Source organism: Brevibacillus sp. FSL K6-0770 (assembly GCF_038000275.1).
In the GTDB taxonomy this organism is placed as follows: domain Bacteria; phylum Bacillota; class Bacilli; order Brevibacillales; family Brevibacillaceae; genus Brevibacillus; species Brevibacillus parabrevis.
In genome coordinates this window covers 725,390-751,514 of record NZ_JBBOBQ010000001.1, presented here as the reverse complement: position 1 = coordinate 751,514, position 26,125 = coordinate 725,390, and the positions used below count along the sequence as shown (strand labels likewise).

Below are 26,125 nucleotides of genomic sequence, written 5' to 3'. Positions count from 1 at the left end.
TTTTTTCTTTTGCCTGCCTCATCACCCGTTCCTTTCATAAAGATGACAAGCAACCAGTCGCCCCTCTACCTCTTGTAAAGCAGGAGCGGTCGTCTTGCATATATCCATGCACGCCCAGCAACGCGGATGAAACTTGCAGCCGGTCGGCGGGTTGGACGGCGAAGGCAAATCTCCCTTCAGGAGAATCCGTTCCCTTTTTTCATCGGGATCAGATACCGGAACGGCCGACAGCAGCGATTGCGCATACGGATGCAGCGGTTTGGCAAACAGGTCTTCCTTTTTCGCCAACTCGATCACTTCTCCCAAATACATGACGGCCACTCTGTCCGCGATATGCTCGACCACGCTCAAATCGTGCGAGATGAACAAATAAGTGAGTGAAAGCTGCTCCTGCAAGTCTTGCAGCAAGTTGAGAATCTGGGATTGAATCGACACATCGAGGGCGGAAACCGGCTCGTCGGCGATAATCAGCTTCGGTCTGAGCATCAGCGCGCGGGCAATTCCGATCCGCTGGCGCTGTCCGCCGGAAAATTCATGCGCATACCGCGCCAGTTGCTTTTTGCTCAGACCGACGAGTTCCATCGTGTCTTCGATCAGTGCTTGGCGTAGTTCTTTCGGAATGCCATGGGCGATCAGCGGCTCGGTCAGGATGCTCTTGATCGTCAGCTTGGGATTGAGCGTATCAAACGGATTTTGAAACACCATCTGCATATTGCGTCTGACCTGGTGCATGTCCGCTTTTTTGAAGGGGCGAATGTCTCTGCCTTGAAACACGATTTCGCCTTCGGTTGGTTCAATCAAGCGCAAAATGCATCTGCCCAGCGTCGATTTGCCGCAGCCCGATTCCCCGACGATTCCCAGCGTCTCCCCTTCTGTCACCGTCAAGTTCACACCGTTTACGGCGTGTACGCAGGTCGGCTGTTGCAGCCACCCTTTTCCGGTGAGAAACCGCTTTTGCAAATTTCTCACTTCCAACAGCGGTGTTTTCATGCATTCACCGCCGTTCCCTTGGTGTGCTCCTGATACAGCCAGCAGCGACAATCGGATGCTTGGTCGACAGCCAAAAGTTGCGGATTTTGCTCCAGACAAACTGGCATGGCTTTGTCGCACCTGGGAGCGAAGCGGCAGCCTTGCGGGTACTCCTCCGGGGTCGGCACGCTGCCCGCGATGCTGTACAGGCGCTTTTGCCCTTTGGACCGATGCGGGGTCGACTGGATCAGCCCGATCGTGTACGGATGCTTCGGGTTGCGCAGCAACGTACGGACGTCAGCTGATTCGATGACTTGTCCCGCGTACATGACCATCACCCGGTCACACGTCTCTGCCACCACTCCCAAGTCGTGCGTGATCATAATCAAGGACGTGCCCCGCTCCGTACGGACGTTTTGGATCAGCTGCAAAATTTGCGCCTGAATCGTCACATCCAACGCTGTCGTCGGCTCATCCGCGATCAGCAGCTTGGGGTTACAGGCAATCGCCATCGCGATCATGACGCGCTGCCGCATTCCGCCGGACAAGCGATGCGGGTATTCGTGGTAAATTTCATTGGCGCGCGCAATGCCTACCTGTGTCAGCAGCTCGATCACTTTTTCCTTGGACTGGGCACGCTTCATCCCCTCGTGCTTTTCCAGCCCCTCGCTCATTTGTCTGCCGATGGTCAGGACAGGGTTCAGCGATGTCATCGGCTCCTGAAAAATCATCGCCATTTCTTTGCCGCGAATGTTTTGCATCTCGTGTTCGCTGCACGACAATATTTTTTGCCCGTTCAGCAAAATGCTTCCTTCCGTCTTGCCGTTCTTGCCCAAAAGGCGCATCAGGGACAGGGACGCTACGCTTTTGCCGCACCCCGATTCTCCGACGATGCCCAAAGCCTCGCCTTTTCTGACGTACAGCGAAAGATCGTCTACGACTTTGAAAGCCTTTTCATTTTTCGTAAAAGTAGTTGTCAGGCCGGATACCTCCAGCACATGGGTCATTTTGTCTGCACTCCTTTCCAGCTACAGCACTCGCTGCCTTGATTGCTCCGACTCATGCTTTCGGGTCAAAAATGTCGCGCAAAGCATCTCCGAGCATGTAGACGGTAAAAACAACGACGGTAATCGCGATCCCCGGAAAAGTCGCCAGCCACCAGGCTTCCCGCAAGTAATCTTTGCCTTCGTTCAGCATCGTTCCCCACTCCGGGGTAGGTGGCTGTGCCCCAAGTCCGATAAACCCGAGCGCAGATGTGGACAGAATCGCTCCGCCGATGAACATGGTCGTATACACAATCAGCACGTTGGCGATATTCGGAATCAATTGGTTGATGATGATCCACCAGTTCGAGCTGCCGATGGATCTGCTCGCTTCCACGTACCCGGACTCTTTGATGGACAGCGCTGCTCCGCGGACCAAAATCGAAAACCCGGGAATGGAGGCGATTCCGATCGCAATCATGGCATTTTCCTGGCTTGGCCCCAAGGCTGCGACGATTGCCAGAGCGAGCACAATCCCCGGCAAAGCCAGCAGCACGTCCATGATTCGCATGATCAGATTGTCAAAAAATCCTCCGATGTAGGCGCTGGTCACTCCGATGAGCGTCCCGACCACAAAGGTCATCGCCGACGCCATGACTGCTGCCGTCAGCGTCACCCGCGTGCCGTACAAAAGCCGCGATAAGATGTCTCTGCCGATCGCATCCGTCCCGAGCCAAAACTGTTTCGACGGGCCTTGCATGAAAGCTTCGTAATACGTTTTGGTCGGATCGTGCGGGGCAATCCACGGGCCGATAATCCCGATCACGATAATGCCGAGCATCATCAAAAAGCTGTATTTCGCCTTTTTTCTTTGCATGATTTTGCCGAGCAATTCGAAGCGGGGAAGCTGGCGTTCTTTGCGCCACATGGAGCGAACGGTTACGGCCTTGTTGATCTCGCTCATGTCATGCACCCTCCCTTTTGGCGGAAAAATTGATCCGGGGATCGAGCAGAGCGTACAAGACGTCAATTACAATCACGACAACGACGTAAATCGCTCCGATGAACAATGTCGTTCCCTGGATCATCGGAAAGTCCCGGGAGCTGATCGCCTGGATGGCCAGAGTGCCGATTCCCGGCCAATTGAAAACTTGCTCCACGATGACGGCTCCACCCAACAGGCCCGCAAACTCCAGGCCAATGACGGCGACAATCGGGATCATCACATTGCGAAAAGCGTGGCGGAGCAAAATGATTCGTTCCCCCATGCCTTTTGCCCGGGCGGTTCGGATGTAGTCGTTGGACAAAATTTCTACCATCCCCGCGCGAGTAAGCCTGCTGAGTGCTGTCGCCATCAAGGTGCCGAGCGTGAGGGCAGGCAGCACGATATCCAGCAATCCGGTTCCGCCCGCAATCGGAAACCAGCCCAAATGCACCGATAAGACGAGGATGACGAGCAACCCCAGCCAAAAACCGGGCAACGCCATGCCCAAGGTGGAAAACATCATGATCATCCCGTCGATAAACGTGTCCTTAAATCTCGCGGCAATCACACCCAGCCCCACTCCGACGATCACGGCAACGCCCAGGCTTGCCACTGCCATTTTCGCCGTTGCCGGAAAGCGTTCGGCGATCTCGGTACTGACCGGCCTGCCCGTTTTGAGCGAAGTGCCCAAGTCTCCTTGAATCAAGCCGGATGCATAGCTGACATACTGGGAGACGAGCGGCTTGTTCAGCCCAAGCTCTTCGCGCAAGGCTTCGATTTGCTCCACTGTCGCCCGCTGTCCAAGCATAATTCGCACCGGATCGCCCGGGATGAAATGGATGAGCATGAAGGTAAACACCGAAAGTCCAAAAAGAACGACGACGCCAGACATCAATCGTTTGAGAATAAATTGCGTCATGAGGCAGGCACCTGGTTACAAAGATAGATGAGATAACTGCCGTTTTGCTTGCCGGCAAGCAGTGAGCCAAGCCCGACTTTTTTGCCATGCATTCTGGTGATCGACACGTTCCGCCCCTCCCTGTTTGTTTTTCAGCGACATTTGTCGTTATATAGTCGCTATTCATTTGAGTATCAGTCTATTCTAAATTGATAGAAAGTTCAATATGTGATTTTGATTTTTTCTGATAGTGGTGGGAACTAGGCGGGCAGCCTGTGGGCGGACAAGTATTGCCAATCAGCTTTTTCATCTTCAGGCAAAAAAGAGAAAACCCGCTTTCTCCTGCATGGCAGAAAGCGGGTTTTTATGCGTGATTAGTCCCAATTCGGCAAGTTCACGTCTTCGTCTTTTATCAAAATTTCTTGGTATTTCACGATCTTATTGTTCGCGTCAACCTCGAACAAAATGAACCACATGCCGGGCACTCCGCGGAACTCCCCTGACTCGTGCAGCTGTTTCGCATCATCTGGAACGGCATCGCCAGCTTTGTACTTATCAGTTGGCTGTCTGTCCGACATCGTGTTCAAGTAGCGCACGTTGTTAAAATCAATTGCGGAAGGCAGAACAACTTTGGAGAAGTACTCATCTGACGAAGCTTCCAAATGGGCACCAAGCTCTGGCAAAGGGGTTGGTGTGCCTGGGTCGGTCGGCGTGCCTGGATCAGTCGGCGTTCCCGGATCAGTCGGCGTTCCCGGATCAGTCGGCGTGCCCGGATCAGTCGGCGTTCCCGGATCAGTCGGCGTACCTGGATCAGTCGGCGTTCCCGGATCAGTCGGCGTGCCCGGATCAGTCGGCGTTCCCGGATCAGTCGGCGTTCCCGGATCAGTCGGGGTGCCTGGATCAGTCGGGGTTCCCGGATCGGTTGGCGTGCCTGGGTCAGTCGGCGTGCCTGGATCGGTCGGCGTTCCGGCGTTTTCCACCGTTACGGCCAGATGCTTCTCGCCCGCTTCTCTCGCTTCGAACATCAGCGAATTTGCGGAAATCGCGACGTGATAGATGCTGTTCAATTCGAAATCGTCAGCGACTGCCTGTCTGATTTTTTCCGCAACCTGCTCAGCGCTGTCGTTTGCCTGTACGGCAACGGCAAGTTTTTTATCAACTTGGCCGTCCGCAATGTGCAGGATGACCTTCCCTGTAACGGCAGCTCCTGTGGTCACTCTAACCCGGAAGATCGCATTTTCGCCCTTATGCCCGTAGTGCCCTTCTCTTACTGTGGTGAACGAACCCCACGTCAAGCCTTCTACAGCCGAGCCGGAGCCATTTTCCACCACGCTCATCAGCACAGTCGCTTCATCGCCAGCGCCTGGCATTTGCTTGATGATGATTCCCGCCGGATCAGAAGACATGATTACTTGGTAGTTGTTTCCTTCCGGGTGATGTTTAAGCGCTGCTGTCAACACGGATGCCACTTCCGAAAGCATTTGCTCTGTGTCCCATCCGACATACAGCTTCATGTTCAAAGGTAGTTTACGATTCAAGTAATCAATCGTGTTTACATCCGTTCCGTTGATCGACATGTTCAGTACGAGCAGTGCGGTTCCCGGGCCGTTGATCGGCTGTCCGTTTGCTCCTGTAACCGTGCCGGAAAGCGGCAGGAAGTATTCTCCGAGAACTTCCGTTGTCGCCTCTCCTTCCTGTCTGGTCACCACATCTGACAGAACCACCCCTGTGCTGTCCGCAAGTGCAACCTCTGCGTCTACATGAACCGTTGCTTCAACATGCACAGACTGATTTGCCTTAACCCCTGTCGGCAAGTTCAAAAGGCTGCCTGTCACGGTTACATTTTGTGCATTTTTATCTTGTTTTTGGTAATTGACCGATTGCAAATCCCACTTCACGTCAGCCTGAATCGTGCTGTTGTCCGTCAGGTTTACCGTTACATGTGTCGGCAGATTGAAGCCTTTTTCTGTTGCGTTCGTCCCGTTGGCAATGCCGCTGATGGAAACCGAATCGACACTCTCTACATAACGAACTGCTTGAACCGTAACATTTGCCGTCGCAGTCTGATTGTTCTCCGCTACTCCTGGCGGAAGGTTTACCAGCGTACCTGTCACGACTACCGATTGCTCTTGCTCATCTGAATCATTGTAGGTCGATCCCGCTACATCCCATGTTACGTCTACTTTCGCGTTTTTGCCGTCCTGCAAAGTTACATCCACCTGTTTCGGCAAGTAAGCGGCCAAATACGTTTTGCTGATTCCGCCCGGTACATTCGCAACAGTTACAGTCGCTACATTGGTAATCGGCACGGCATCTCCAGTCGCAACGGTAGCCTTCGCTTTCAGTGTGCTGCCTGGAACAATTCCATCCGGAATGTTCGTCAGGTTGCCTTCGACCTCGAACATCTGCGCTGTTGCTTTGGCAGGATCATAGGTTGTGCTTGCTACGTCCCACTGAACAGGCACTGCTACTTTTTTGCCCCCGGACAACACGACTTCAACGGTTTCCGGCAAGCCCAATGCTTTTGCCGTTTTCGCCGTTCCGCTCAGTACACCTGTGAGTTGGACTGGCGTAATGCTTTCGATTTCCCGTGCGGCATTGACAGAAATTTGGATTTCCGCCTCGACATTTTGGTCGTTCTTGATCCCGCGCGGCAATCCGTAGCGATCTCCCAGACGGCCTTTGATCGTGACAACATGGGCTGCCAGGTTTTGTGGATCATAATCGCCTTGCTGCCATGTAACACCCACGTTTTGGGTACTGTTATCACTGAGCGTAACCGTTACTTCATTCGGAAGACCAAGCTGATAGAAGTTAGTTCCGTTTTCAACGTTCGTCTTCATCGGCACGGAAGCTACGCTCATGACTTGCATCGCACCCTCAACCGTGATTTTCGCCTGTGCTTTGAGGTTTTGCGCGTTTTTCACACCTGTTGGCAGCTCTGCGCTCCAAGAACTTCCTCGCAGAGTACCTACGGCTGTAAAGGTCTGTTTGCTGGACAAATCAGGATCGTACGCGCTAAAGTCCCAACGCACATACAATTCTGCTTTTGTTCCATCGCTCAAGGTCACTTCTACCCAGCTCGGAAGCTCGAAGTTATAGGCAGGGGTGTGGTTTTCGTACGATTTTTCCGCAACCTCTGGTACGCTAACGATCGTTTTATCCGTGTTCGGTACTGGCTGTCCTTTGGAAGCTGCATCAATTTTTGCTGTTTGCGCATCAATGCGAGCTTGCCACTCGGCAATGGTTGTGGCTTGCGCCATTGTTTGCTTCGCTGCATCCAGTGCCGCTTGCGCTGCCTGTCCGCCATCCTGAACCGCCTTCTGAATGTCTTCCGCGGTAGCGAGTGCGAGCGATTCGTATGCTTCGACTGCCGTTTTCACCAGAGCGAGCTTGTCCAAAGCTGTTTTCAGATCGTTCAGGGAGTGCGCTCCCATTTGGATGCTTCCCAGATCGACATTCGGCGTTGCCGTCAGCTTCTCGATGAGTGCCAGCAGTTCATTTGCGTCTTGGTTTGCAAATGTCAGGCTGCTTGTACCCAGACTCAGCTCTCCCAATGCGCCGCGAATGTCCAGCTTGGCATCTGTTACCGTGCTTCCAACTTCCAGCTTGCCGACTTTCGCCCCAGTATCGAGCTGGACAAACGAGTTGCCGTTGACCACAACATCCCCTGCGATCGTTCCTTGCAGCTTGATCGGTTGCTGCGTGGAACCGGACATGATTTCCAGTCGCTGAACGGAAGAGTTCGGGTCCACTTTCACGCTGCCGCCATCCGGGTCCGTAATCGTGATTTGCTGGATCGCGCTTCCGGCTCCTCGTACATCGAGCGTTCCCACCGCAACGTTTTGCACTTGCACGCCGTTTACTTTGACGTTTTGCAAAATGACCGTAGCATTCTTCGCATCAACAACCAGACTGCCGTTGCTTCCGCCCGTTCCGCGAATATCGAGATTTTGCAGAGTAATGGTGCCTGCTGCGTTCGTGCTGATGCCAATGTTTCCGTTCACTGTAGTCAAACCGCTGTTAGGCCCATATGAACCGAAGCTGGAAAGCTGGAACGATTTGTTGAATGTGCCTGCGGCTTTGTTCGGCGCAAGCTCGCTGTTCGGATCAACCGGGATGGTTGGCGTAGTCGGAGTCGTTGGCGAAATGACCGCATCCAAAAATTGAACTGCAAACGAATCGGTAGTCAAATCACGGGACGCGCCGCTCACTTTTTCTTTCGCTACGGTTACTTTGAGCTGGGAAACGCTATCGCCAGCTGTGTGTCGCTCTGCTTTTCCCGTGAAGCTGATGCGCAGCTTCTGGTCATCTACGCGGACAACATTCGCTTTCAAGCCAGCAGGGAGCTTCGCTACCGTCACATCTTCGTTTGCAATATCTTGTGCAAACGTTCCAGCTGTCAATGTTACTTCCAACTGTTCAGCAATTTGCCCGTCATTGGACGCGGACTCTGTCACGCGAGATTGGCCCAGCACCAGCTGCGGTCTTTTTCCTGCGCTCACTTCAATCGCGATCGTAGCAGAGACTCCCGCGATCGTCGCCGTGACTTCCGTTGTTCCGGCTGCCTTCGCTGTAACGGCACCGTTTTCGCTAATCGTCGCTACCGCGTCGTCCGCGATTTTCCAGTTCACGTCGTTTCCGCTCACAACCCGACCCGAACGATCGGTTGCCACAGCCCACAACGCAAGGGAGCGATCCTCGGCATCACTGTCATGCAAAATCGCGTCGTGGCCAAAGTGCATGATTTCTACTTTTTGCGGCTTCGTGCCTGTTCTTGCCACCGTAAATGGCTTCGCGCTGGCCTCGTAATCTTTATAGGTTACAGCCATACCTACTTCCTGATCTCTTTTGGCAGGTTCAATCGGCTCGAATACTAGCGTAGCGGTCTGTGTTTCCTCGTTCCAGTCTACCCGGGAGACGGACACATTTTTCTGTTTCTTGTTAATCGTGGTCGCAAGCGTAAAATTATCGGCAGATGGCATGCTGTCAGCAGCATCATGCACTTTCATGGAGACAAATCCATTGGCCGCTTCCAGATTCGTCACCAATGCATCCCCCGGCGTTACCTCCAGCTTGAGCGAAGCGGTTTTCTTGCCGGATGTCGCTGTAATATTTACCGTTCCCACACCTACCGCGCGCACATTTCCTTTTCTGTCAACGACAGCGATCTTCTCGTTGCCCGATTTCCAGACAACAGACGGATCTTTCACTTGTCGGCCAGCTTTATCTCTGGCAACAGCCACCAAAGACATGCGGTCATCTTCGGTTCCAAGTGCCAGTTCGGCGTCTGCCCCGATGTACTCGACGGACAAACTCTCCATGCGCTCTTGCCTGCGGGCCAGCTCATAGCTGGTTGTCACGGATTCATTGCCTTTGTAGGAAATAGCGATATCTACTTTTTGTTCCTTCGTGGAAAAAGCAAGCGGACTGAAGGAGATCAGCGCAGTGGATGTCTGCTCATCCCAGGCAAATTTGGTTACCTTCACTGTTTTTTGCCGTTTGCCGTTCACGTCCAGTGCCAGACTGAAATCGCCTTGCACAGGTTTTTTCTCCTGTTTGCCCGTGAATGCAACCTTGATCAGACCGTTTACCGCTGACGCAGAAGCAATCGCGAACGGCTTCTCACTGGAACTGGGCGCAACGTGAGACTCTACAGCACTTGCATACGTCTGGGCACTCTTCGACATGCCAAACGCAGTTACTGGTGACAGTGGCGCAACTGCCGACAGGAGGAAGCCTGTCGAGATCGCCACGTGACAAATCGTTTTCTTTTTCATTTCTACTGCTCCTTTTTCATAAATAATGATCAAAAATGAACATATAACGATAATCATTATCAATAATGCCGCAAAAAAACAGGGCTCGCAGCGCGTATCCCTGTCATTTACTGAAAATGATAATCCTTCTCAATTACAGGCATGAATCATTATGCTCCTGTCCTCAACATCCGTCAAGAAATATTTTACATGTAAATTTTTTGCTTTCGAAAAGTCTTTCTTGACAAATATATTGACCTTGTATAAAAATTTGGATGTCCCGCGTGAATGATAATACTTTTCAACTACGGCAATTTTTTCAAATTCATGCCGGGGTGATTTTTTTGAAGCAGTCAGCAGCGCTGTTCAAGCTGTACGCGTTTCCGTATCTCGTTCTATTGATGCGTATTTTATTCGGAGTAGGCTGGTTTTTGGCCGGGTTGACCAAAATTACGGAAAAATCCTGGTACTCCAAGCCAGGCATATTTCTTCACGACTATCTGGTTCAGGCCGCACAAAAACCGCAAACGCCCGATTTTTACAAAGTTTTTATCAATGAAATTGCCCTGAATCACGTCATGTTTCTCAACTACGTCATTCCGGTCGTTCAGATTGCCATCGGCATCTTGTTAATGGTCGGTTTGTTTATCAAACAAGATATTCTCTTTTGTCTGTTCATGCATATCAACTTTATTTTGTCAGGAAATATGAATCTGACCAGTCTCGTGCTCTACACCAGCGCCTTCGGTTTGTTGCTGTGCCGAAGCTACACGTATGCGTACAGTCTCGATCGGGCTTTTGGCCGGGCACCATCTGAACGCGAAAAAGACCCCGCGCTTTTCCTGTCTCATCATCCATAATCTCGAAGCTTAAGGCACAAAAAAGCCCCGCTCTGTCCTAGGCATCTGCTCTAGGCAAGAACGGGGCTATTCAGTCATGCTTGATATGCTATCTCGTCGTCGTGAACCAGCCAAAATGCACGTGCTCACTGGCGTAATAATCGGTCTGTCCCTGGAAATAGCGCTGCTGGATCACTGCTGGACTGGCATGCTCGTGGAGGGAAAAACCGAAGCGGGAAAGATCGCGTGCAAGCTCCTCCGGGTCGAAGCTCGTCTGGAACGGCTCGCCGATTTTTCGCAATTCAGCCTGCATAATCAGCTCTGTATTGGTGGGAGTGAAGTAATCAAAAATGACCGAGCTGCCCGCAGGTGTCGTCTCGGCTATAGAGCCCAGTGTCGCAAGCACTTCGTCTCGTGACAGGTACATCGTGACCCCAAGCCAGCTAACAACCGTCTTCTTTTGCGGATCATATGCTGTACGGCGAAGCGCTTCTGCCAGGCTTTCTTTGGCAAAATTCACTGGAACGAAATGCAGCTGAGGAGAAATCTCCCACCCCAGTTCAGCCAGCCGTTCCTGTTTGAAAGCTTGCGTCGCCGGATGATCGACTTCGAACAAGTGAAGCTTCTCCAGCAGTTCTGGACGTCGGAAAGCAAACGTGTCCAGCCCTGCACCCAGGATCACGTACTGCTCTGCTCCTTGCTCTACAGCCTGCTCCAAAATCTCCTCCGTATACCGTGCCCGGCTGACCACCTGAGGCAAGCCCATTGCTTGCAGCAGGGCAGGCAGCGTAGTCATTTCCCCGGCGCCCGCTCCTGATGTGAGACCGCTCGCAAAGCCTTGCTCGATAAGTGTACGGCGTTCCTCCGGGATCAGAGCCAGAGCCAGAAAATCGTCAAAAATTTTAGGAGTCTCGTTCATGGCGTGGTAACCGCGAATGTAGGCAGAGATGATTGCAGTCAGGCTTACCTGGTTTTCTTTCATCAGACATCCTCCCTTTTGCCAATCAGGTTTGTATGCTTCAAGGAGGAGTATAGCAGGGATGGGGATATAATCAATGTTTTAAATATTAAATTATATCATAAATATATTTTTATGTCAAGATGACTTATTTGTCCGTTTGTTGACATTTTTTCGTTTTGTCGCTGTAAAAAGCGGGTGATCGTGCTGGGCGTTAGGGCTACGTTCATGAAACAGCTTTGCTGAATCATCCGTCCTCTCCCAAAAAATGGGGCTTCCCACTAAGGGCAGCCCCATTTCTCGTTTCTCGTTACATTGTCCAAACGTCCCGTTTACTTCTCGCTTGTATCTGCGAGTTGCTCCGTGCCGTCTGCGGTCTGGTATGCGGCATGTGGCATGGTGGCCTCCGCAATCTCAGCAAAAGCCCAATGCGTCTGTGGAACGTCTTTCCAGATCATCTTCGTCATGCCTTCAAGCGGTCCCCTGCCCGTTACGCGATTGAACAGAGCCGTTGCTTCCGCACGAGTCAGTCCCTGATCTGGATGGAATAATCCATCGACATATCCTTTCATGATGCCTTGCTCGACAACAGCAGCAACCTGCCATACGGCCCAATGACCTTGTACATCTGCAAAAGGCAGATCCCTTTTGATCGTATACAAGTTTTTCCACTTGGCGATAATACTTGCCATTTGCGCGCGTGTCACAATTGCCTCCGGATGGAACAAACCATTGGCGTCTCCACTCATCAATCCGGCATCGCGCACCTTTTGAATCGATGCTGCAGCCCAGTGGCCAGCTTTTACATCTGCAAATACGCCGCTCTCTTGTGGAACAGATTGACCTGTCTCTTGCAGGAAAGACGCTAACATCGCAGCCATTTCCGCACGAGTCAAGATTCGGTTTGGCTGGAATGTCCCGTTCGGGTAGCCGACCATATACGCCGGATGTTCTACATACAACTGTTTGCCTTTCAAGGAGAGAATCGTGAACGTGCTGAACTTGCTGATTTCAATCTCGATACCGACAGGCTTTCCGTTTTCGTCGTAACGAATGGTTCCTGTCTTCAGCTCCTTCTCATCGTCCGCATGCTCTACAAAAACGGCAAGTGTAGAGAGGAAAGCCTGCAAATCATCCGGATTTTTCGGCAGCTCGACATCCTCCAACGGGAAAGTGACACGCGTTCGGTGGTTGCTGTAGTTGGTTTCAATAGTCATCGGCTTGCCCACGACTTGTACTTGCTGTCCACCCGTTGCTCGTTGCACGATCTCGTCGTCGATCGTTTGCTGTGCTATCTCTTTTTTGTCTTGTGAATTGGTAATCGGTACAATCCGGAAATACAGCTTGTCTGACAACATCGCCAAAGTTTCTCTTGGAATGGTAATGACGACATCTTTTGTGCGAATCTCAAGCGCAACCCGCTGCTGCTTGATCAGCTCAAGGGCATTTGTCGGCACTGTTACCAAGATTTCATCAGCCGGACTGCCCGGGAGATCATCAATCGCAATTCGAATGATGTCTTTTTTGTTTTGCTCTGCTCTTTGCAAAATGGCTTTGGCTGTTTCCTGATGCAGGACGACTTCGTCTGCTTTTTTGTTTTTGGAGGTGGTAGTGCGTACGATTTCAAGCGGCTCGAACACAATTCCTTCGTTACCTGCCTCGACTTTGACAGTTCGCGTCTGGTCCTGTGGAGTTGTTTCCGGTTGCTTGCGCCGCTCCTCTTTATCTTTTTTGTCATCGTCACGCTCTCTGTCCCGCGTCGCTGCCCTGACAGTCACTTTGACGCTGGCCCCCAAACGCTCCGGATTTTCTACATCATCCGGCAGGTTGGCCAAAATCCCTTCCACGGTGAAACGCTGCTTTTCCTCGCTGTCAGGATCATAGTCGGCGCTGTCGACATCCCAGCTGACTTGGACTTCAAGTGTGCTATCATCATCCAACGTTACCCTGACCTCTTCGGGGAGTCCCAAAGCAGAGGCTGTTTTTCTTGTGCCGTTTTTTACATCATCGATCGCTTCCGGGTTTCGGACTTTGACGATTTTGCGGACCTGCTCATTTTCAGCACGGACTCGCACCTGAATGCTGGCTGTGAGATCTTTGCTGTTGGTTACCCCTTTTGGCAGCTTCACCAATTCTCCTGTTACGGTAAAGCTTTGACTTTCCTTGCTTTCGGGATCGTAATCAGCTTCAGAGACAGCCCAATCGACGCTGACAGAAAGCTTGCTGTCGTCATCGAGCGTCACTTCGACCCGCTCAGGCAGTCCCAACGCTTCTGCCGTTTTCGGCGTCCCATTGGAAAGGCCCGTGATTGGCGCCAGTTCAGCCACGCGGACAATATCGGTTTCTTTTGCCGAGTCTGCTAAAACGGTCACCTGAATGCTGGCTGTCAAGTTTTGCGGGTTGGTAATGCCGCCTGGCAGATGAACCAGGTTGCCTTGAACGGTAAACGTCTGCTTTTCTTTGCTGTCAGGATCGTATGAGGCATCCGCTACCATCCAGTCCACATCTACTTCGATCGTTGCACCGCTATTCAACGTCACTTCTACCTGCGAAGGCAAGCCTAGCGCGGAGGCTGTTTTCGCCGTGCCGTTTGGCAAGCCAGTTATCGCCGGAGCCGGTTTGACATTGGTCACCACGATGCTTGGTACGTAGATGGAGTAAGATTCTGTCATGACCGAGCTGTCTGTCATGCCTGGCTTTGTTGCCATGGCTTTGATCGTGAGTGCGCTGTTTACAGGAATTGCTGTGCTGTAAACGTCGCTGCTTGCTGTCGGTGTGCTGCCGTCTGTTGTGTAATAGATGGTCGCTCCCGGCGTGGTAGTTTTCAGAGTGACAGGGGTTCCCGGTGTGACCATTCCACTGCCTGGTGCTGCCGTTGGCGTCGCTACTTGCGGTTGCGGCAACGGGGTTATGGTATAGCTTTCGCTCATTACTGTGCTGTCCGTCATGCCTGCTTTCACGGCAATTGCTTTGATGGTCATCGCACTGTTGACCGGAATGGCTGAGTTGTTGTACACATTGCTGCTTGTTGTTGGCGTGTTGCCGTCTGTCGTGTAGTAGATCGTCGCTCCTGGTGTGGTTGTACTCAACGCGACCATCGTTCCTGATGGGACTGCCCCTCCGCTTGGCGCTGCTGTCGGGGTCGCTACTTGCGGTTGCGGCAACGGGGTTATGGTGTAGCTTTCGCTCATTACCGTGCTGTCCGTCATGCCTGCCAAGACGGCAATGGCTTTGATTGTAACCGCTCCGGTAATCGGGATAGGCGTACTGTATACGTTGCTGCTTGTTGTTGGCGTGTTGCCGTCTGTCGTGTAGTAGATCGTCGCTCCTGGTGTGGTTGTTTGCAACGTGACAGGAGTTCCCACTAGGACAGCTCCACTGCTTGGTGTTGCCGTTGGTGTCGCTACTTGCGGTTGCGGCAACGGGGTTATGGTGTAGCTTTCGCTCATTACCGTGCTGTCCGTCATGCCTGCCAAGACAGCGAATGCCTTGATTGTTACCGCACTGTTAATCGGAATGGCTGTGCTATACACGTTGCTGCTTGTGGTTGGCGTGTTGCCGTCTGTTGTGTAGTAGATCGTCGCTCCTGGTGTCGTTGTACTCAACGCGACTGTCGTTCCTACTGGGACTGCCCCTCCGCTTGGCGCTGCCGCCGGGGTCGCTACTTGCGGTTGCGGTAACGGGGTTATGGTGTAGCTTTCGCTCATCACCGCACTGTCCGTCATGCCTGCCAAGACGGCAATGGCTTTGATTGTAACTGCTCCAGTAATCGGGATCGGCGTACTGTATACGTTGCTGCTTGTTGTTGGCGTGTTGCCGTCTGTCGTGTAGTAGATCGTCGCTCCTGGTGTGGTCGTTTGCAGTGTGACAGGGGTTCCTGCTAGGATAGCTCCACTGCTTGGTGTTGCGGTCGGAGCCGCTACTTGCGGCAGTGGCAATATCGTGTAGCTCTCGCTCATCACTGTACTGTCCGTCATGCCTCCGAGAACCGCTATTGCTTTGATCGTGACTGCACTGTTAATCGGAATAGGTGTGCTATATACGTTACTGCTTGTTGTTGGTGTGTTGCCGTCTGTTGTGTAGTAGATCGTCGCTCCCGGTGTGGTCGTTTGCAATGTGACAGGAGTTCCCACTAGGACAGCTCCACTGCTTGGTGTTGCGGTCGGAGTCGCTACTTGCGGCAGTGGCAATATCGTGTAGCTCTCACTCATAACCGTACTGTCGGTCATGCCTGCCAAGACGGCAATCGCCTTAATCGTCATCGCGCTGTTGACCGGAATCGGTGTGCTGTACACGGGGCTACTTCCTGTCGGGGCATTTCCATCTGTAGTGTAGTGAATGGTAGCTCCTGCTGTATTCGTACTTAAAACTACTGTCGTTCCCGCTGCTACAGCTCCGCCTGTCGGATTCGCCGTTGGCTGTTCTGCCTGCGGCATGACGGTATAACTCTCGCTCATTACTGTACTGTCTGTCATGCCTGCCTTCACGGCAATCGCCTTTATCGTCATCGCACTGTTGATAGGAATCGGTGTGCTGTACACGGGGCTACTTCCTGTCGGGGCATTTCCATCTGTGGTGTAGTGAATCGTGGCTCCTGCTGTATTCGTACTCAACGCAACCGTCGTTCCTGCTGCTACAGCTCCACCTGTCGGATTCGCCGTTGGCTGTTCTGCCTGCGGCATGATGGTATAACTCTCGCTCATTACTGTACTGTCCGTCATGCCTGCCTTCACGGCAATCGCCTTTATCGTCATCGCACTGTTGATAGGAATCGGTGTGCTGTACACGGGGCTACTTCCTGTCGGGGCATTTCCATCTGTGGTGTAGTGAATCGTGGCTCCTGCTGTATTCGTACTCAACGCAACCGTCGTTCCTGCTGCTACTGCTCCACCTGTCGGATTCGCCGTTGGCTGTTCTACCTGCGGCATGATGGTATAACTCTCGCTCATCACTAAGCTGTCCGTCATGCCCGCTTTCACCGCAATGGCCTTAATCGTCATCGCACTGTTGACCGGAATCGGTGTGCTGTACACGGGGCTACTTCCTGTTGGGGCATTTCCATCTGTAGTGTAGTGAATCGTGGCTCCTGCTGTATTCGTACTCAACGCAACCGTCGTTCCTGCTGCTACTGCTCCGCTTGTCGGGTTCGCTGTTGGTTTTTCTACCTGCGGCATGATGGTATAGCTCTCACTCATGACTGCACTGTCCGTCATGTCTGCCTTCACGGCAATCGCCTTTATCGTCATCGCACTGTTGATAGGAATCGGTGTGCTGTACACGGGGCTACTTCCTGTTGGGGCATTTCCATCTGTGGTGTAGTGAATCGTGGCTCCTGCTGTATTCGTACTCAACGTAACTGTCGTTCCTGCCGCTACTGCTCCGCCTGCCGGATTCGCTGTTGGCTTTTCTGCCTGGGGTTTAATGGTGTAACTCTCACTCATAACCTCACTGTCCGTCATGCCTGCTTTCACGGCAATGGCTTTAATCGTCACCGCACTGTTGATGGGAATCGGTGTGCTGTACACGGGGCTGCTTCCTGTCGGGGCATTTCCATCTGTGGTGTAGTGAATCGTGGCTCCTGCTGTATTCGTACTCAACGTAACTGTCGTCCCTGCCGCTACTTCTCCGCCTGCCGGATTCGCTGTCGGCTTTTGCGCTTGGCTGCTAATCGGAGCATTTCCTACCAAAAGTAATCCTGAAGCTCCTGAAGCCACTACCTTGCCATTTCCAATCTTCACGGCCGATACTGCTTTGCTTCCACCTGTATTTTCTACCGACCAAGTGGAGCCATCTGGCGAGCTGATTACGGTCTGATTCGTTCCGCCTGCAAAAAAATGACCTTCACCAAAAGTTACAGTTGAATAGGAAATCCCGCCTATGCCTGTTGGCGCTGTCTTTTGTGTCCAGTTGACCCCATCATCAGAAGCATACAGGTAGTTTGATGCACCTACGGCAACAAATACTCCATTTCCATATGCTATCCCATAGAGTTGCTGCGTCGGGCTAGCAGTGTTCACCTTTTGCCATGTTTCTCCATCGTTAGAAGAATAAATGCTACCTAGCTCTTTTCCCACAGCCACAAACTTTCCTTCACCGTATGTAACCGAGTTGAATCCAGCGGTTCCTGTCGCTGTATGCTGCGTCCATGTCTCTCCATCAGTTGAAACAAGAACAATTGCTGAGCTATTCGCAACAGTAACTACTTTCCCCCCATCACTGGCAATTTCAGCGAATGTGACTGTTTTCCCATCCCCAGCCTTCCGCTCTACCCAATTGCCAGCTACTTTTGGGTCTAAACCGTCATTAAGAGTATAGATTTCTCTATTCGAACATGCCGCTATCCATTTCGTTTTAAAATGATAGGTAGCATTGACAGCGCAATCTAATGGAGCTGCTGCCTTCGACCATGTCGTTCCGTTTGTGGATGAAGAGTAGTCCCTCGTTAAAGCAAATGCCAACCATGTGCCATCGTGGTAACCAAGCTTCAAACTCGAACTCCCCCCCAACCCTGTGTTAGTTGTGCTAACCTCTGTCCATGACCCGGCAGACGCCGTGGAAACCAGGGAACCGAATTGCATAGAGGTAAAAATTAACAGGATAGCCAGTATCATTTTGGATAAAGTCCGTATTTTACGATAGTTGTCTCTCATACTCCCTCCCCTTCCCTACTAAACTTGAAACTTGCTCAACCCTATAATTCCACTAGAAAAAGACCTGATTGCAATTGAAACATTTCATTCTCCGAGATTTTTACTACCCATGCACTAGCATTGCTTTTTTTCACCAAAAACCTCCCTATCAAAAAATAAAGGCAACATCGTGGCCGATGAAAGGCAGGACTTTTTTCCTCGCCTTCATTCATGATGCTTTGCCTGGGCATTTCAAACACACTTCCATAAGTGCCTTGAACAGATGTACAACCATTATATCTTTGTCCGAGCCACTTTTCGACAGAAAATCCGATAAATTCAGTATAAAGTTCATACTCCGTTCAAAAAACGCAGAACCCTAATATTACAAAATTCATCATTTTTTTCATTTCTCTCTTCCCTATCCCTTCAAAGTTATGCTACTTTTGAAAGGTAGATTATGGTTACTTTAGACCTAAATACTCACACTTAGTTTCTTCACAAACTATTTCTTCATCTCATGTTCCCTACAACTTCATTGCTTCATTAGTTAACAGTTTCCCCTCGTGCAAATGCCTCACAAAAAGCGTATTCCCTTAGCGAGACGAGAACTCTAAACATTTCGATCTTTTGAAAGGAACGAACGATGATTCAAAAACGAGCGGTTGAGAAAACGGATGAAGCTTTTTTGCTTCAGCTGTACATAAGCACCCGTGCAGATGAACTTGCAGCATGGGGGTGGGACAAGCAGATGCAGGAACAGTTTTTGCAGCTACAGTTTCTTGCCCAGAAAAATTCCTACTCGACCCAGTACCCTGACGCGGAGCATCTGCTGATTTTCTCCGAGAACATCCCGGCTGGCAGAATCATGATTGCACGAACCGAAACAAAGATTACCCTCGTCGACATCTCTCTGCTTCCCCATCATCGCAATAAAGGAATTGGCTGCACGCTGATTCGTGAACTACAGCAGGAAGCTGCTGACACTTCACGGCCCTTGCACCTGAGCGTATTACCTACGAATCGAGCGATACATCTGTATGAGCGTCTAGGTTTTCAAACGATCGACAGCTCAGGATTTCATATCGGCATGGAATGGACTCCGACATCATCTGATGAAGGGCCTTCTATATAATTAAACAATCAAGAGGTGACCCGTATGAGTGAATCCTATCTTGGAGAAGTCCGCATGTTTGCAGGCAACTTTGCCCCACAAGGCTGGGCATTGTGCAACGGTCAATTAGTGAGCATAGCGGAGAACGAAGCACTTTTTGCCCTGCTTGGCACGACTTACGGCGGCGATGGTCAGACAACCTTTGCCCTGCCCGATTTGCAAGGAAGAGTTCCGGTCCACCCTAACACCACTTACGCCCGTGGCAGCAAGAGCGGCACAGAGACCGTCACATTGGTCAGCAATCAACTGCCAGTTCACACGCATACGGTCAATGCAATTCCTGAATACCAGGACGATGATACTCCTGCCAATAATGTCTGGAGCAAAAATCCTTATTTATCCTTTTCTGTAGAGTCTTCCAGCGCACTTAGCAACATGAATCCCCAGTCAGTCTCTCCCGTCGGAGGGGGACAACCTCATAACAACATGATGCCTACGACCGCAATCAGCTTCATTATTTCTTTATACGGAGTCTTCCCGCCGCAGCCATAGTATCCAGCAGCAATGTTAGAGAATAAAAGGAGGTATTCTACCATGTCTGAGCCGTTTTTGGGTGAAGTTCGTTTGTTTGCCAATAATTACGCCCCGCGCGGGTGGATGTTTTGCGAAGGTCAGATTTTGAATATCAATCAAAATCAGGCACTCTATTCTTTGCTCGGAGCTGTGTATGGCGGAGATGGAGTAACTACGTTTGCCCTCCCGGATTACCGCGGGCGCACACCGATTCATGTAAGTTCTACTATTCCGCTCGGTACCGCGCAAGGTGAAGCCAATCATACCTTAACGATCAATGAAATGCCTCAACACACCCATCAAGTAGCCGGTTCATCTGTCGAACCAACACTCTCTACTGCGGCTAACAACGTGTGGGCAGCAGCAACCAACGCATACGGTCCGGCAGCAAACCTCCAGCAAATGAATGCCAATACACTGTCCACAGCCGGTGGAAGTCAACCCCATAACAACATGCAGCCTTATTTGGTAATGAACTACGCCATTGCCATTCAAGGAATATTTCCAAGCAGAAACTAAGAGGAGGCGGTACATATGGCAGATGCTTATATTGGAGAAATTCGTATCTTTGCAGGAAACTTCGCCCCTAAAGGCTGGGCGCTGTGTAATGGCCAGCTTATGAGCGTTCAACAAAACACTGCCCTTTTTTCCATTCTTGGAGTTCAGTACGGTGGAGATGGAAAAACCACCTTTGCTCTCCCAAACTTGATGGGGAGCGCTGTAATGAATCAAGGTCAGGGATACGGTTTAACCAATCGTACAGTAGGACAAAAAGTTGGCAATGCGAACGAAACACTGTTGACAAGCGAAATCCCTGCCCACACTCACATCCCGCAGGCAACTGTAGATCCCGGCAATTCCACTGTTCCGACAAATGGCTATTGGGCTCCAACTCCTGAGCCAGATCCATTCTCCGGAGCACCGCTCTACTACGATCCAACTCCCAATGTCCCAATGTCTCCTATGGCTTTGAACGTAACAGGCGGTTCGCAACCTCACAACAACATGCAACCGTTTATCGCCCAAAACTTCATCATCTGCTTGAGCGGCGAATTTCCGTCCAGAGGCTAAGCACTTATCAAAAATTTTTACGCATACGCAAAAATCCCGTCCTACTCTTGCCAAGTGGGACGGGATATTTTTTTCCTAGACCAGCTTAACTATCCAAACCTGCCGACACCCCATCCATCTTCTGTACCCACAGAGAAGACATTTTTCCGTCGTCTTCCAAAAGTATTACCTGGGTGCCTTCTCTTCCGCTTGAGTGGTTCGCCCTCAACACTTTCTCAGGCTCCTTCTTGCAGATCAGCTTGCCGTCCTTCCATTCCCAGAGCTGATTGGGCGTCTTCCCGTCGTTGATTGTAAAAGCGTACACCGGATTGGGAGAGTTCGGATGATCCAATACGAGCCTCTCCCCGGAGCGATTCGCAGTGCGGCACTCGATATATCCATCCGCTGTCATGCGCCATAGTTGCTCATTGCCTGGAGCCAGTTTTTGCAAGTTAACCGTTCTCCGGTCGCTGTTCAACGTCAGGAAAAGCTTGTCCCCTACCTGACTCTGCAAGCGGAAATACCCCTCGGCGCTCGTTGCTTCCCGAGTCATCGTCTCGATGTAAAGCCTGTTGTCGACTCTGGCAAAAGCCAAGCCGATTGTCTCTGCTGCGGTGTCATTGACGAATGACTGATACGTAACCTTGGTATCTCCAACGTGGAAATAATGATCGTTGCTCGTGTTCGTATTTTCGAGCCATTCGCCATTGTCTGCCTGTACCCTGATCGCAAGCCGGTTGCCGCCTTTTTGGTAGAACGAAAACGCCTTTATGTTCTGATTAGCCGGAAGCAACAGCGGATTTTCATCGATATACTGGGAATATTCGAAATCAAAATACTGGCCGCTGTTGCGCAACTCGTCATACGAACGCGTTTCTTCCACCCACGTCCTCCGACCGTCACGCTCGACAAACACTCGCGGAACCAGCATGTCCCATTGCGTACTTCCGCCTGTCCGGCAAACAAATCCGATCCCTCTTATTTTCCCGTTGATGGCGAGCGGAGCTGTGGACACGAGCAACCGTTTCAATCCAAGATCGAGTCCATCCTGGGAGGAAGTCGTCTTGCACACTTTCGCATAAGCATCTGCCGGATTTTGGGCGACGATCTGCTTCACCCAGCTCAATGTTCGCCAATCCCCTTTTTCTGCCAAAACGATCGGAGAACCTTGCGTATCCTTATCCTTTTCGACAATCGCGTATTGCCCTGATCTGGTGTGCTTCAGTCCATCGCTGGTAAACTCCCACATGTGATCCGTCTTCGTCTTCAGAGCAAATTTTTCTTTAAGCACCAGCTTGTTGTTGACATTTGCCAACACAAACGGATTCCCATTCGAGCTGGTAAGCGCACTGTAGATTTCATCGCTGTTTTCCTTCGTATACCACAGTTGATTGCGGCTGCTCACATGCGGAGCAAACACGATCTCAGCCTGCTCTTTCGCCGTTCCGCCTTCTCCGTCGCGCACTGTCATGACATAGCCTTTTTTATATCGGCTCGAAATGACAAAGTACACCTCTTCTTGTCCAGCCTCTTGGGCAAATTCCTGTTCAGCCGCCTGGATCATCGTCCACGTTTGGGCGTAAGTGCTGTTGTTCGCGTTCGCGCTCTTGGCAGCGACTCCTACTTTATCGTCATCGCGCAAGGACACCGTGTACTCGCCTTTGACGGCAGGATTGTTCAGCAAAATGCGGCCGCCTTTCGCATCCCATACCTGATTTTGCGAGCGCCCTTTTACTGAGACAATCAAAGGCAAAAATGCCTCTTCCGAAACGACTTCCGGCATTGTCAGCACATATTCCGTCTCGTCCGTAGATGCTTTGCTGACGATATGTCCGAGCGGAGACATATGCCACAGCTGGTGATCGCCGTTTTTCCCCACAGCCAGCTCGACTTTTGTACCATCCACAGGATTGGCATCCTCCAAGGAAAGCACTTGCTTGTTTTTGCTGGCGATGTAGAAATACTCTTTTTTCGCGTACTTGCCGATCAAATCGTAATACTTTCCGTAGAACAGGAAATGGGCGTTTTTTTGCATGAGCTGCTGGGCTGTCAACGTCTCTACTTCCGATTTCAACAAGTTGACGCAAGCTTCATACAAAGAAGCCGGGAGCAAATCGATGCTCGGCAGCAAGCCGTCAGAGCTGATCAGGCTCCACTCGGTATAAGGAGCTACAGAGTTGGCCCATTCATTGGCATTGCTAATAAACGTGCCTTCTCCGCCAATCGCGGTAAACGTCATCGACTGGCTCTCGTTCTTGGCTTTGTCCTGCTGCTGCTCGCGCTCTCCGGAAGAATAGTTCGTTTCCGCCTCCACTCCCACGCCCATCTTTTTCAAAGATATTTTTGCTTCTGCCGCATATTTGCTGACGACATCTTTGACATCGCTCGTTTGTTGCAGCTCTTTGGCGTCACTGGCAATCAGTTTGCCGCCGAGCGTGCTGGTAGTCGGCACAAAATGCCCAAACGATTTCAACACAAGCAACAAACGGTCAAGCGGGCTTTGGAAGCTTCTCGCCTTAGACGAATCTTTCTTGGCGGAAGCCAGCAGTTTTTTGATCTCGCTGACAAACTCTTCGCTGGCGCATGGCACCAAGTAGTTAAACGACAGCTCTACCTTTGGCAGCAAATAGCTGCTGGTAATGTACACCGTTTTCGCTTGCTTGGAAGAACTGGTGCTCTTTTCATCGGATTGCGAGTAGCCCACCCCGACGCCGGCACCGAAAGAAGGAACAGCCGCAGCGATCGTGAGCGATGCGCCGAAGTTGGAGACGCCATTTTTCTGAAGCTGGTGAACCAACTCCGAAAACGTGTACTGATTATCGAAATACCCCGAATATCTCGGTTTGCGGTAGTACACTTCGGTTGGGACAATCTCCTGCTGCTTGACTTGCTCCGTAGTGCTCGCCAGCACATTGCGAAAACTTTGCTGCATGATCTCCGGGTAGCTGTAGTCGATCACGATGCCGCGGAAAAACCCGGTGCGATCCAGCAAATCGTCACGTAAATTTTTATGAAGCATGAAAAAGTCACTCAATTGCGGGTCTTTCTTCTCTTTGATGACGCTCAGTTGAATGAGGCTCGCGTCTTCTTTTTTCGCGAAGTCATCCGACTTGATGTCTTTCAATGTCGGCCCCAGCTCTTCCTTGCCCATCAGCTTAGGGATCGCTACCTTTACTTTATTGATCAAGTTTTGCCGCAGATCATTGCTGTCGTGCAGCTTGGCCGCTTCGTCGTCCAACGCTTTTTCTTTTTTCAACAGCTCTATTTCTTTTGCGCGAATGGCGAGCTGTTCTTCCTTTTCTTTCAACGCTTGCGTCTTGATGTCTTTGCTTGTTGTCTTCTCTTGCGCTTCCTTCTCTTTGCTCTCTTCGGCTTTGCCGTCCTTTGCTGGCGCTTCTTTTCCTTCGCCCGAAAAACTCGACCAGGTTACTTTGTCCTGGACCTCTTTTACATGCGGCAGCCAATCATTTTTCCACTTCTCTTCAAGCAAAATGGTATAGCCCGATCCGTGACACTCGTTGATCCATTCCGCAAGCTGTTTGGTGTCTGTGAGGCGATATACATGACCGTTGGGGGAAAACGCAATTAGGTTGTCTGTCGAATCGATGACAGGCCGCCCGACTGCCGGAGTCAGAGCGAAACGGGTCAGGGATGCCGGCACTTTGGCGCCCTGCCCTTCTTTTGGTGCGGGAAAAATGGCGGTGGTAAGCTCCTTGGTAATGGCCGTTACTTGCTCTTTGACTTGCTCTGCTTTTTTCGGCCAGATGGAAAACAAACCAATATCGTTGGTCACACAATTCCGATATTTTTCGTCCTCAGCATACGGCGCCGCAGGATTTGTCAGGCCATACACAGGGCGGTAATGGGCATACGGGTTTTCCAAAGCTTTGTCCACTTCGAGATACTTCTTGATCTCTTTGAAAAACGCGGCAACTTCCTGCTTGCCTTCTTCCTTAATCGCTTCGCCCAGCATTTTCGTGCAAGCATTTGCGAGGGTCGAAACCGCATCTTGCTCGAAGTCCGCCTCGTATTTCAAGCCATATGCCGCAAACACATCATAGTAGAGCGCCCAGCGATCCTCTTTTTGTTTGACGAGAACAACCGAAAAAGCAGTCGCCTCCCCGGCTGCCCCTTCCTTGGCAGGCAACGTGACGGTTCCGCTGTAAAGCTTCTCGCTCTCTTTGTTCGCCTTCCATTTCTGCTCGTTTATCAGCCAGTCCAAACGCTTGTCCGATATGACCAACGGACTTGCCGAGCAAGCCTGCTCTCCCTCTTTTTTGCTTAGGGACTGCTTGTTGCGCTTTTGTGTCGCCAACCATCCTGGCAAGCCATCCGGATTCAGCAAAGGATCGAGGCACACAAAACCAGCCATCGGTCCCGATTTGCTCGGCATGGCTTGAATCTGTTTTCCTTTTGCATCGTACCCTTCTGCAAGCAACCCTTCGCTTGCCAGACCAGGCGCGCGTGTAATGACAATCGAGTCGTTTTTCTTCGCTGCCTGCAAAAACGCCTGAACGTAGGCGAGAGGAATCCCGTCCTTGCGCAGCTCCTCCGCTTGTACTTCAACGAGTTTCGACATGCTTTCCACCTCCATGAAAAAGACACTCGGCTTGCCGATCCGTAAAAATAGAAGTCCCGCTGCCACTTTTACTGAAAGAGAGCCTTGTGTCTTTGGGTTTTTAGATTGGGTTTGGTTTGGGTAAAAAGGTGTTTGAGTATTGGGTGTTTTGTGAAACATTGCGAGGCATTTTGTCGAAAGATGGGGAAATGGGACTTATTTCCTAATAATATAGCATGAGTGGGGTGGAAAAGGAATATATAGGGGGGATTTTTGGGGGAGGGAGGTGGGTGGCAAGGGGACTGAAACTAACCTCGCAGTCGAGGGGTAACCTTACCTGATTACTTTTGTATGACAGAGCTGGAAAGTTAGGGGATTGAAATTCGATTATTTTCAGCAATACAACGAGAGCTGGGAAGGGGGCTGTGTCAAGTTGGGGTGCCATTTGCAATTGTGCAGAAGCATTTTACAAGATTTTCTTGAGGGGCCTCATAGGGGGATTGGGGTTAGTTTACTTGTATTTGAGTTTTCGATGTAACGCCGTCAAGGACAAGCATCATGACTGGCTTGCTGGAAGCTTCAGTCTCCTAGCTTTTCGGGTCTTCGATGTAACGACACTTTAAAACGATTGCAACGGCTTTCATCGTCTCGTTTCAGTCCCCTAACTTTTCGGGTCTTCGATGTAACCGATCAGAACGCGCGCCTGATCAAGCTGGCAAACGAGGTTTCAGTCCCCTAACTTTTCGGGTCTTCGATGTAACACATTATCGAGAACGACATGGTGTATCTTGTGCAGGAGTTTCAGTCCCC

13 protein-coding genes and 1 CRISPR repeat array (1 of these 14 only partly in view) are annotated in these 26,125 nt (G+C 51.1%); of the genes, 5 read left to right on the top strand and 8 right to left on the bottom strand.

Annotated elements, in window-relative coordinates; genetic code table 11:
• Positions 1-21: 21 nt before the first annotated feature.
• From NST23_RS03875 to NST23_RS03855, 5 genes are all read right to left on the bottom strand, one after another.
• On the bottom strand, positions 22-990 hold the full coding sequence (locus NST23_RS03875; RefSeq protein ID WP_340963154.1) for an ABC transporter ATP-binding protein: 969 nt from the start codon (positions 988-990) through the stop codon (positions 22-24).
• Positions 987-1,976, bottom strand: a complete 990-nt coding sequence (locus NST23_RS03870) for an ABC transporter ATP-binding protein (RefSeq protein ID WP_122966354.1) — start codon at positions 1,974-1,976, stop codon at positions 987-989. Before NST23_RS03870 ends, NST23_RS03875 begins: the two co-directional genes overlap by 4 nt.
• A gap of 52 nt (positions 1,977-2,028) precedes the next feature.
• On the bottom strand, positions 2,029-2,829 hold the full coding sequence (locus tag NST23_RS03865) for an ABC transporter permease (protein WP_371736949.1): 801 nt from the start codon (positions 2,827-2,829) through the stop codon (positions 2,029-2,031).
• Between the two features lie 88 nt (positions 2,830-2,917).
• Positions 2,918-3,856 (bottom strand): ABC transporter permease, encoded by a 939-nt coding sequence (locus tag NST23_RS03860; RefSeq protein WP_340963152.1) that lies wholly within the window; start codon positions 3,854-3,856, stop codon positions 2,918-2,920.
• 353 nt (positions 3,857-4,209) lie between these two features.
• On the bottom strand, positions 4,210-9,615 hold the full coding sequence (locus tag NST23_RS03855; RefSeq protein ID WP_340963150.1) for an Ig-like domain-containing protein: 5,406 nt from the start codon (positions 9,613-9,615) through the stop codon (positions 4,210-4,212).
• 323 nt (positions 9,616-9,938) lie between these two features.
• Between NST23_RS03855 and NST23_RS03850 the strand changes: the two genes are divergently transcribed.
• The gene (locus NST23_RS03850; RefSeq protein WP_229049817.1) at positions 9,939-10,454 is read left to right on the top strand and encodes a DoxX family membrane protein; all 516 of its coding nucleotides are present in this window, start codon (positions 9,939-9,941) and stop codon (positions 10,452-10,454) included.
• Between the two features lie 88 nt (positions 10,455-10,542).
• On the opposite strand, the gene NST23_RS03845 is transcribed toward NST23_RS03850, so the two are convergent.
• Both NST23_RS03845 and NST23_RS03840 read right to left on the bottom strand, forming a co-directional pair.
• Positions 10,543-11,415 carry a class I SAM-dependent methyltransferase gene (locus NST23_RS03845; protein WP_281869621.1) on the bottom strand — a complete coding sequence of 291 codons (873 nt, stop codon included), beginning with the start codon at positions 11,413-11,415 and terminating at the stop codon, positions 10,543-10,545.
• A gap of 308 nt (positions 11,416-11,723) precedes the next feature.
• Positions 11,724-17,129, bottom strand: a complete 5,406-nt coding sequence (locus tag NST23_RS03840; protein ID WP_340963148.1) for a chitobiase/beta-hexosaminidase C-terminal domain-containing protein — start codon at positions 17,127-17,129, stop codon at positions 11,724-11,726.
• 1,537 nt (positions 17,130-18,666) lie between these two features.
• Here NST23_RS03840 and NST23_RS03835 point away from each other — a divergent pair.
• Genes NST23_RS03835 through NST23_RS03820 form a run of 4 tightly spaced genes read left to right on the top strand, consistent with a single transcriptional unit; the run spans position 18,667 to position 20,778 of the window.
• Positions 18,667-19,155: a GNAT family N-acetyltransferase gene (locus NST23_RS03835; protein WP_122965906.1), complete on the top strand. Its 489-nt coding sequence runs from the start codon at positions 18,667-18,669 to the stop codon at positions 19,153-19,155.
• Positions 19,156-19,179: 24 nt separating this feature from the next.
• Complete coding sequence (locus tag NST23_RS03830) at positions 19,180-19,686, top strand: phage tail protein (RefSeq protein WP_122965905.1); 507 nt, start codon at positions 19,180-19,182, stop codon at positions 19,684-19,686.
• Between the two features lie 42 nt (positions 19,687-19,728).
• Entirely contained in the window at positions 19,729-20,226 is a 498-nt protein-coding gene (locus NST23_RS03825) for a phage tail protein (protein ID WP_122965904.1), read from the top strand.
• 15 nt (positions 20,227-20,241) lie between these two features.
• The gene (locus tag NST23_RS03820; RefSeq protein WP_122965903.1) at positions 20,242-20,778 is read left to right on the top strand and encodes a phage tail protein; all 537 of its coding nucleotides are present in this window, start codon (positions 20,242-20,244) and stop codon (positions 20,776-20,778) included.
• 85 nt (positions 20,779-20,863) lie between these two features.
• Here NST23_RS03820 and NST23_RS03815 read toward each other — a convergent pair whose 3' ends face one another.
• On the bottom strand, positions 20,864-25,336 hold the full coding sequence (locus NST23_RS03815; protein WP_340963147.1) for an anthrax toxin-like adenylyl cyclase domain-containing protein: 4,473 nt from the start codon (positions 25,334-25,336) through the stop codon (positions 20,864-20,866).
• 629 nt (positions 25,337-25,965) lie between these two features.
• Positions 25,966-26,125: a CRISPR direct-repeat array (repeat unit 37 nt); it runs 172 nt beyond the window's last position.

Excerpts from the sequence above, each read along its gene's own strand:
- NST23_RS03875 (WP_340963154.1), bottom strand. The coding sequence starts at position 990 with ATGAAAACACCGCTGTTGGAAGTGAGAAATTTGCAAAAGCGGTTTCTC.
- NST23_RS03870 (WP_122966354.1), bottom strand. The coding sequence starts at position 1,976 with ATGACCCATGTGCTGGAGGTATCCGGCCTGACAACTACTTTTACGAAA.
- NST23_RS03865 (WP_371736949.1), bottom strand. The coding sequence starts at position 2,829 with ATGCAAAGAAAAAAGGCGAAATACAGCTTTTTGATGATGCTCGGCATT.
- NST23_RS03860 (WP_340963152.1), bottom strand. The coding sequence starts at position 3,856 with ATGACGCAATTTATTCTCAAACGATTGATGTCTGGCGTCGTCGTTCTT.
- NST23_RS03855 (WP_340963150.1), bottom strand. The coding sequence starts at position 9,615 with ATGAAAAAGAAAACGATTTGTCACGTGGCGATCTCGACAGGCTTCCTC.
- NST23_RS03845 (WP_281869621.1), bottom strand. The coding sequence starts at position 11,415 with ATGAAAGAAAACCAGGTAAGCCTGACTGCAATCATCTCTGCCTACATT.
- NST23_RS03835 (WP_122965906.1), top strand. The coding sequence starts at position 18,667 with ATGATTCAAAAACGAGCGGTTGAGAAAACGGATGAAGCTTTTTTGCTT.
- NST23_RS03830 (WP_122965905.1), top strand. The coding sequence starts at position 19,180 with ATGAGTGAATCCTATCTTGGAGAAGTCCGCATGTTTGCAGGCAACTTT.
- NST23_RS03825 (WP_122965904.1), top strand. The coding sequence starts at position 19,729 with ATGTCTGAGCCGTTTTTGGGTGAAGTTCGTTTGTTTGCCAATAATTAC.
- NST23_RS03820 (WP_122965903.1), top strand. The coding sequence starts at position 20,242 with ATGGCAGATGCTTATATTGGAGAAATTCGTATCTTTGCAGGAAACTTC.
- NST23_RS03815 (WP_340963147.1), bottom strand. The coding sequence starts at position 25,336 with ATGTCGAAACTCGTTGAAGTACAAGCGGAGGAGCTGCGCAAGGACGGG.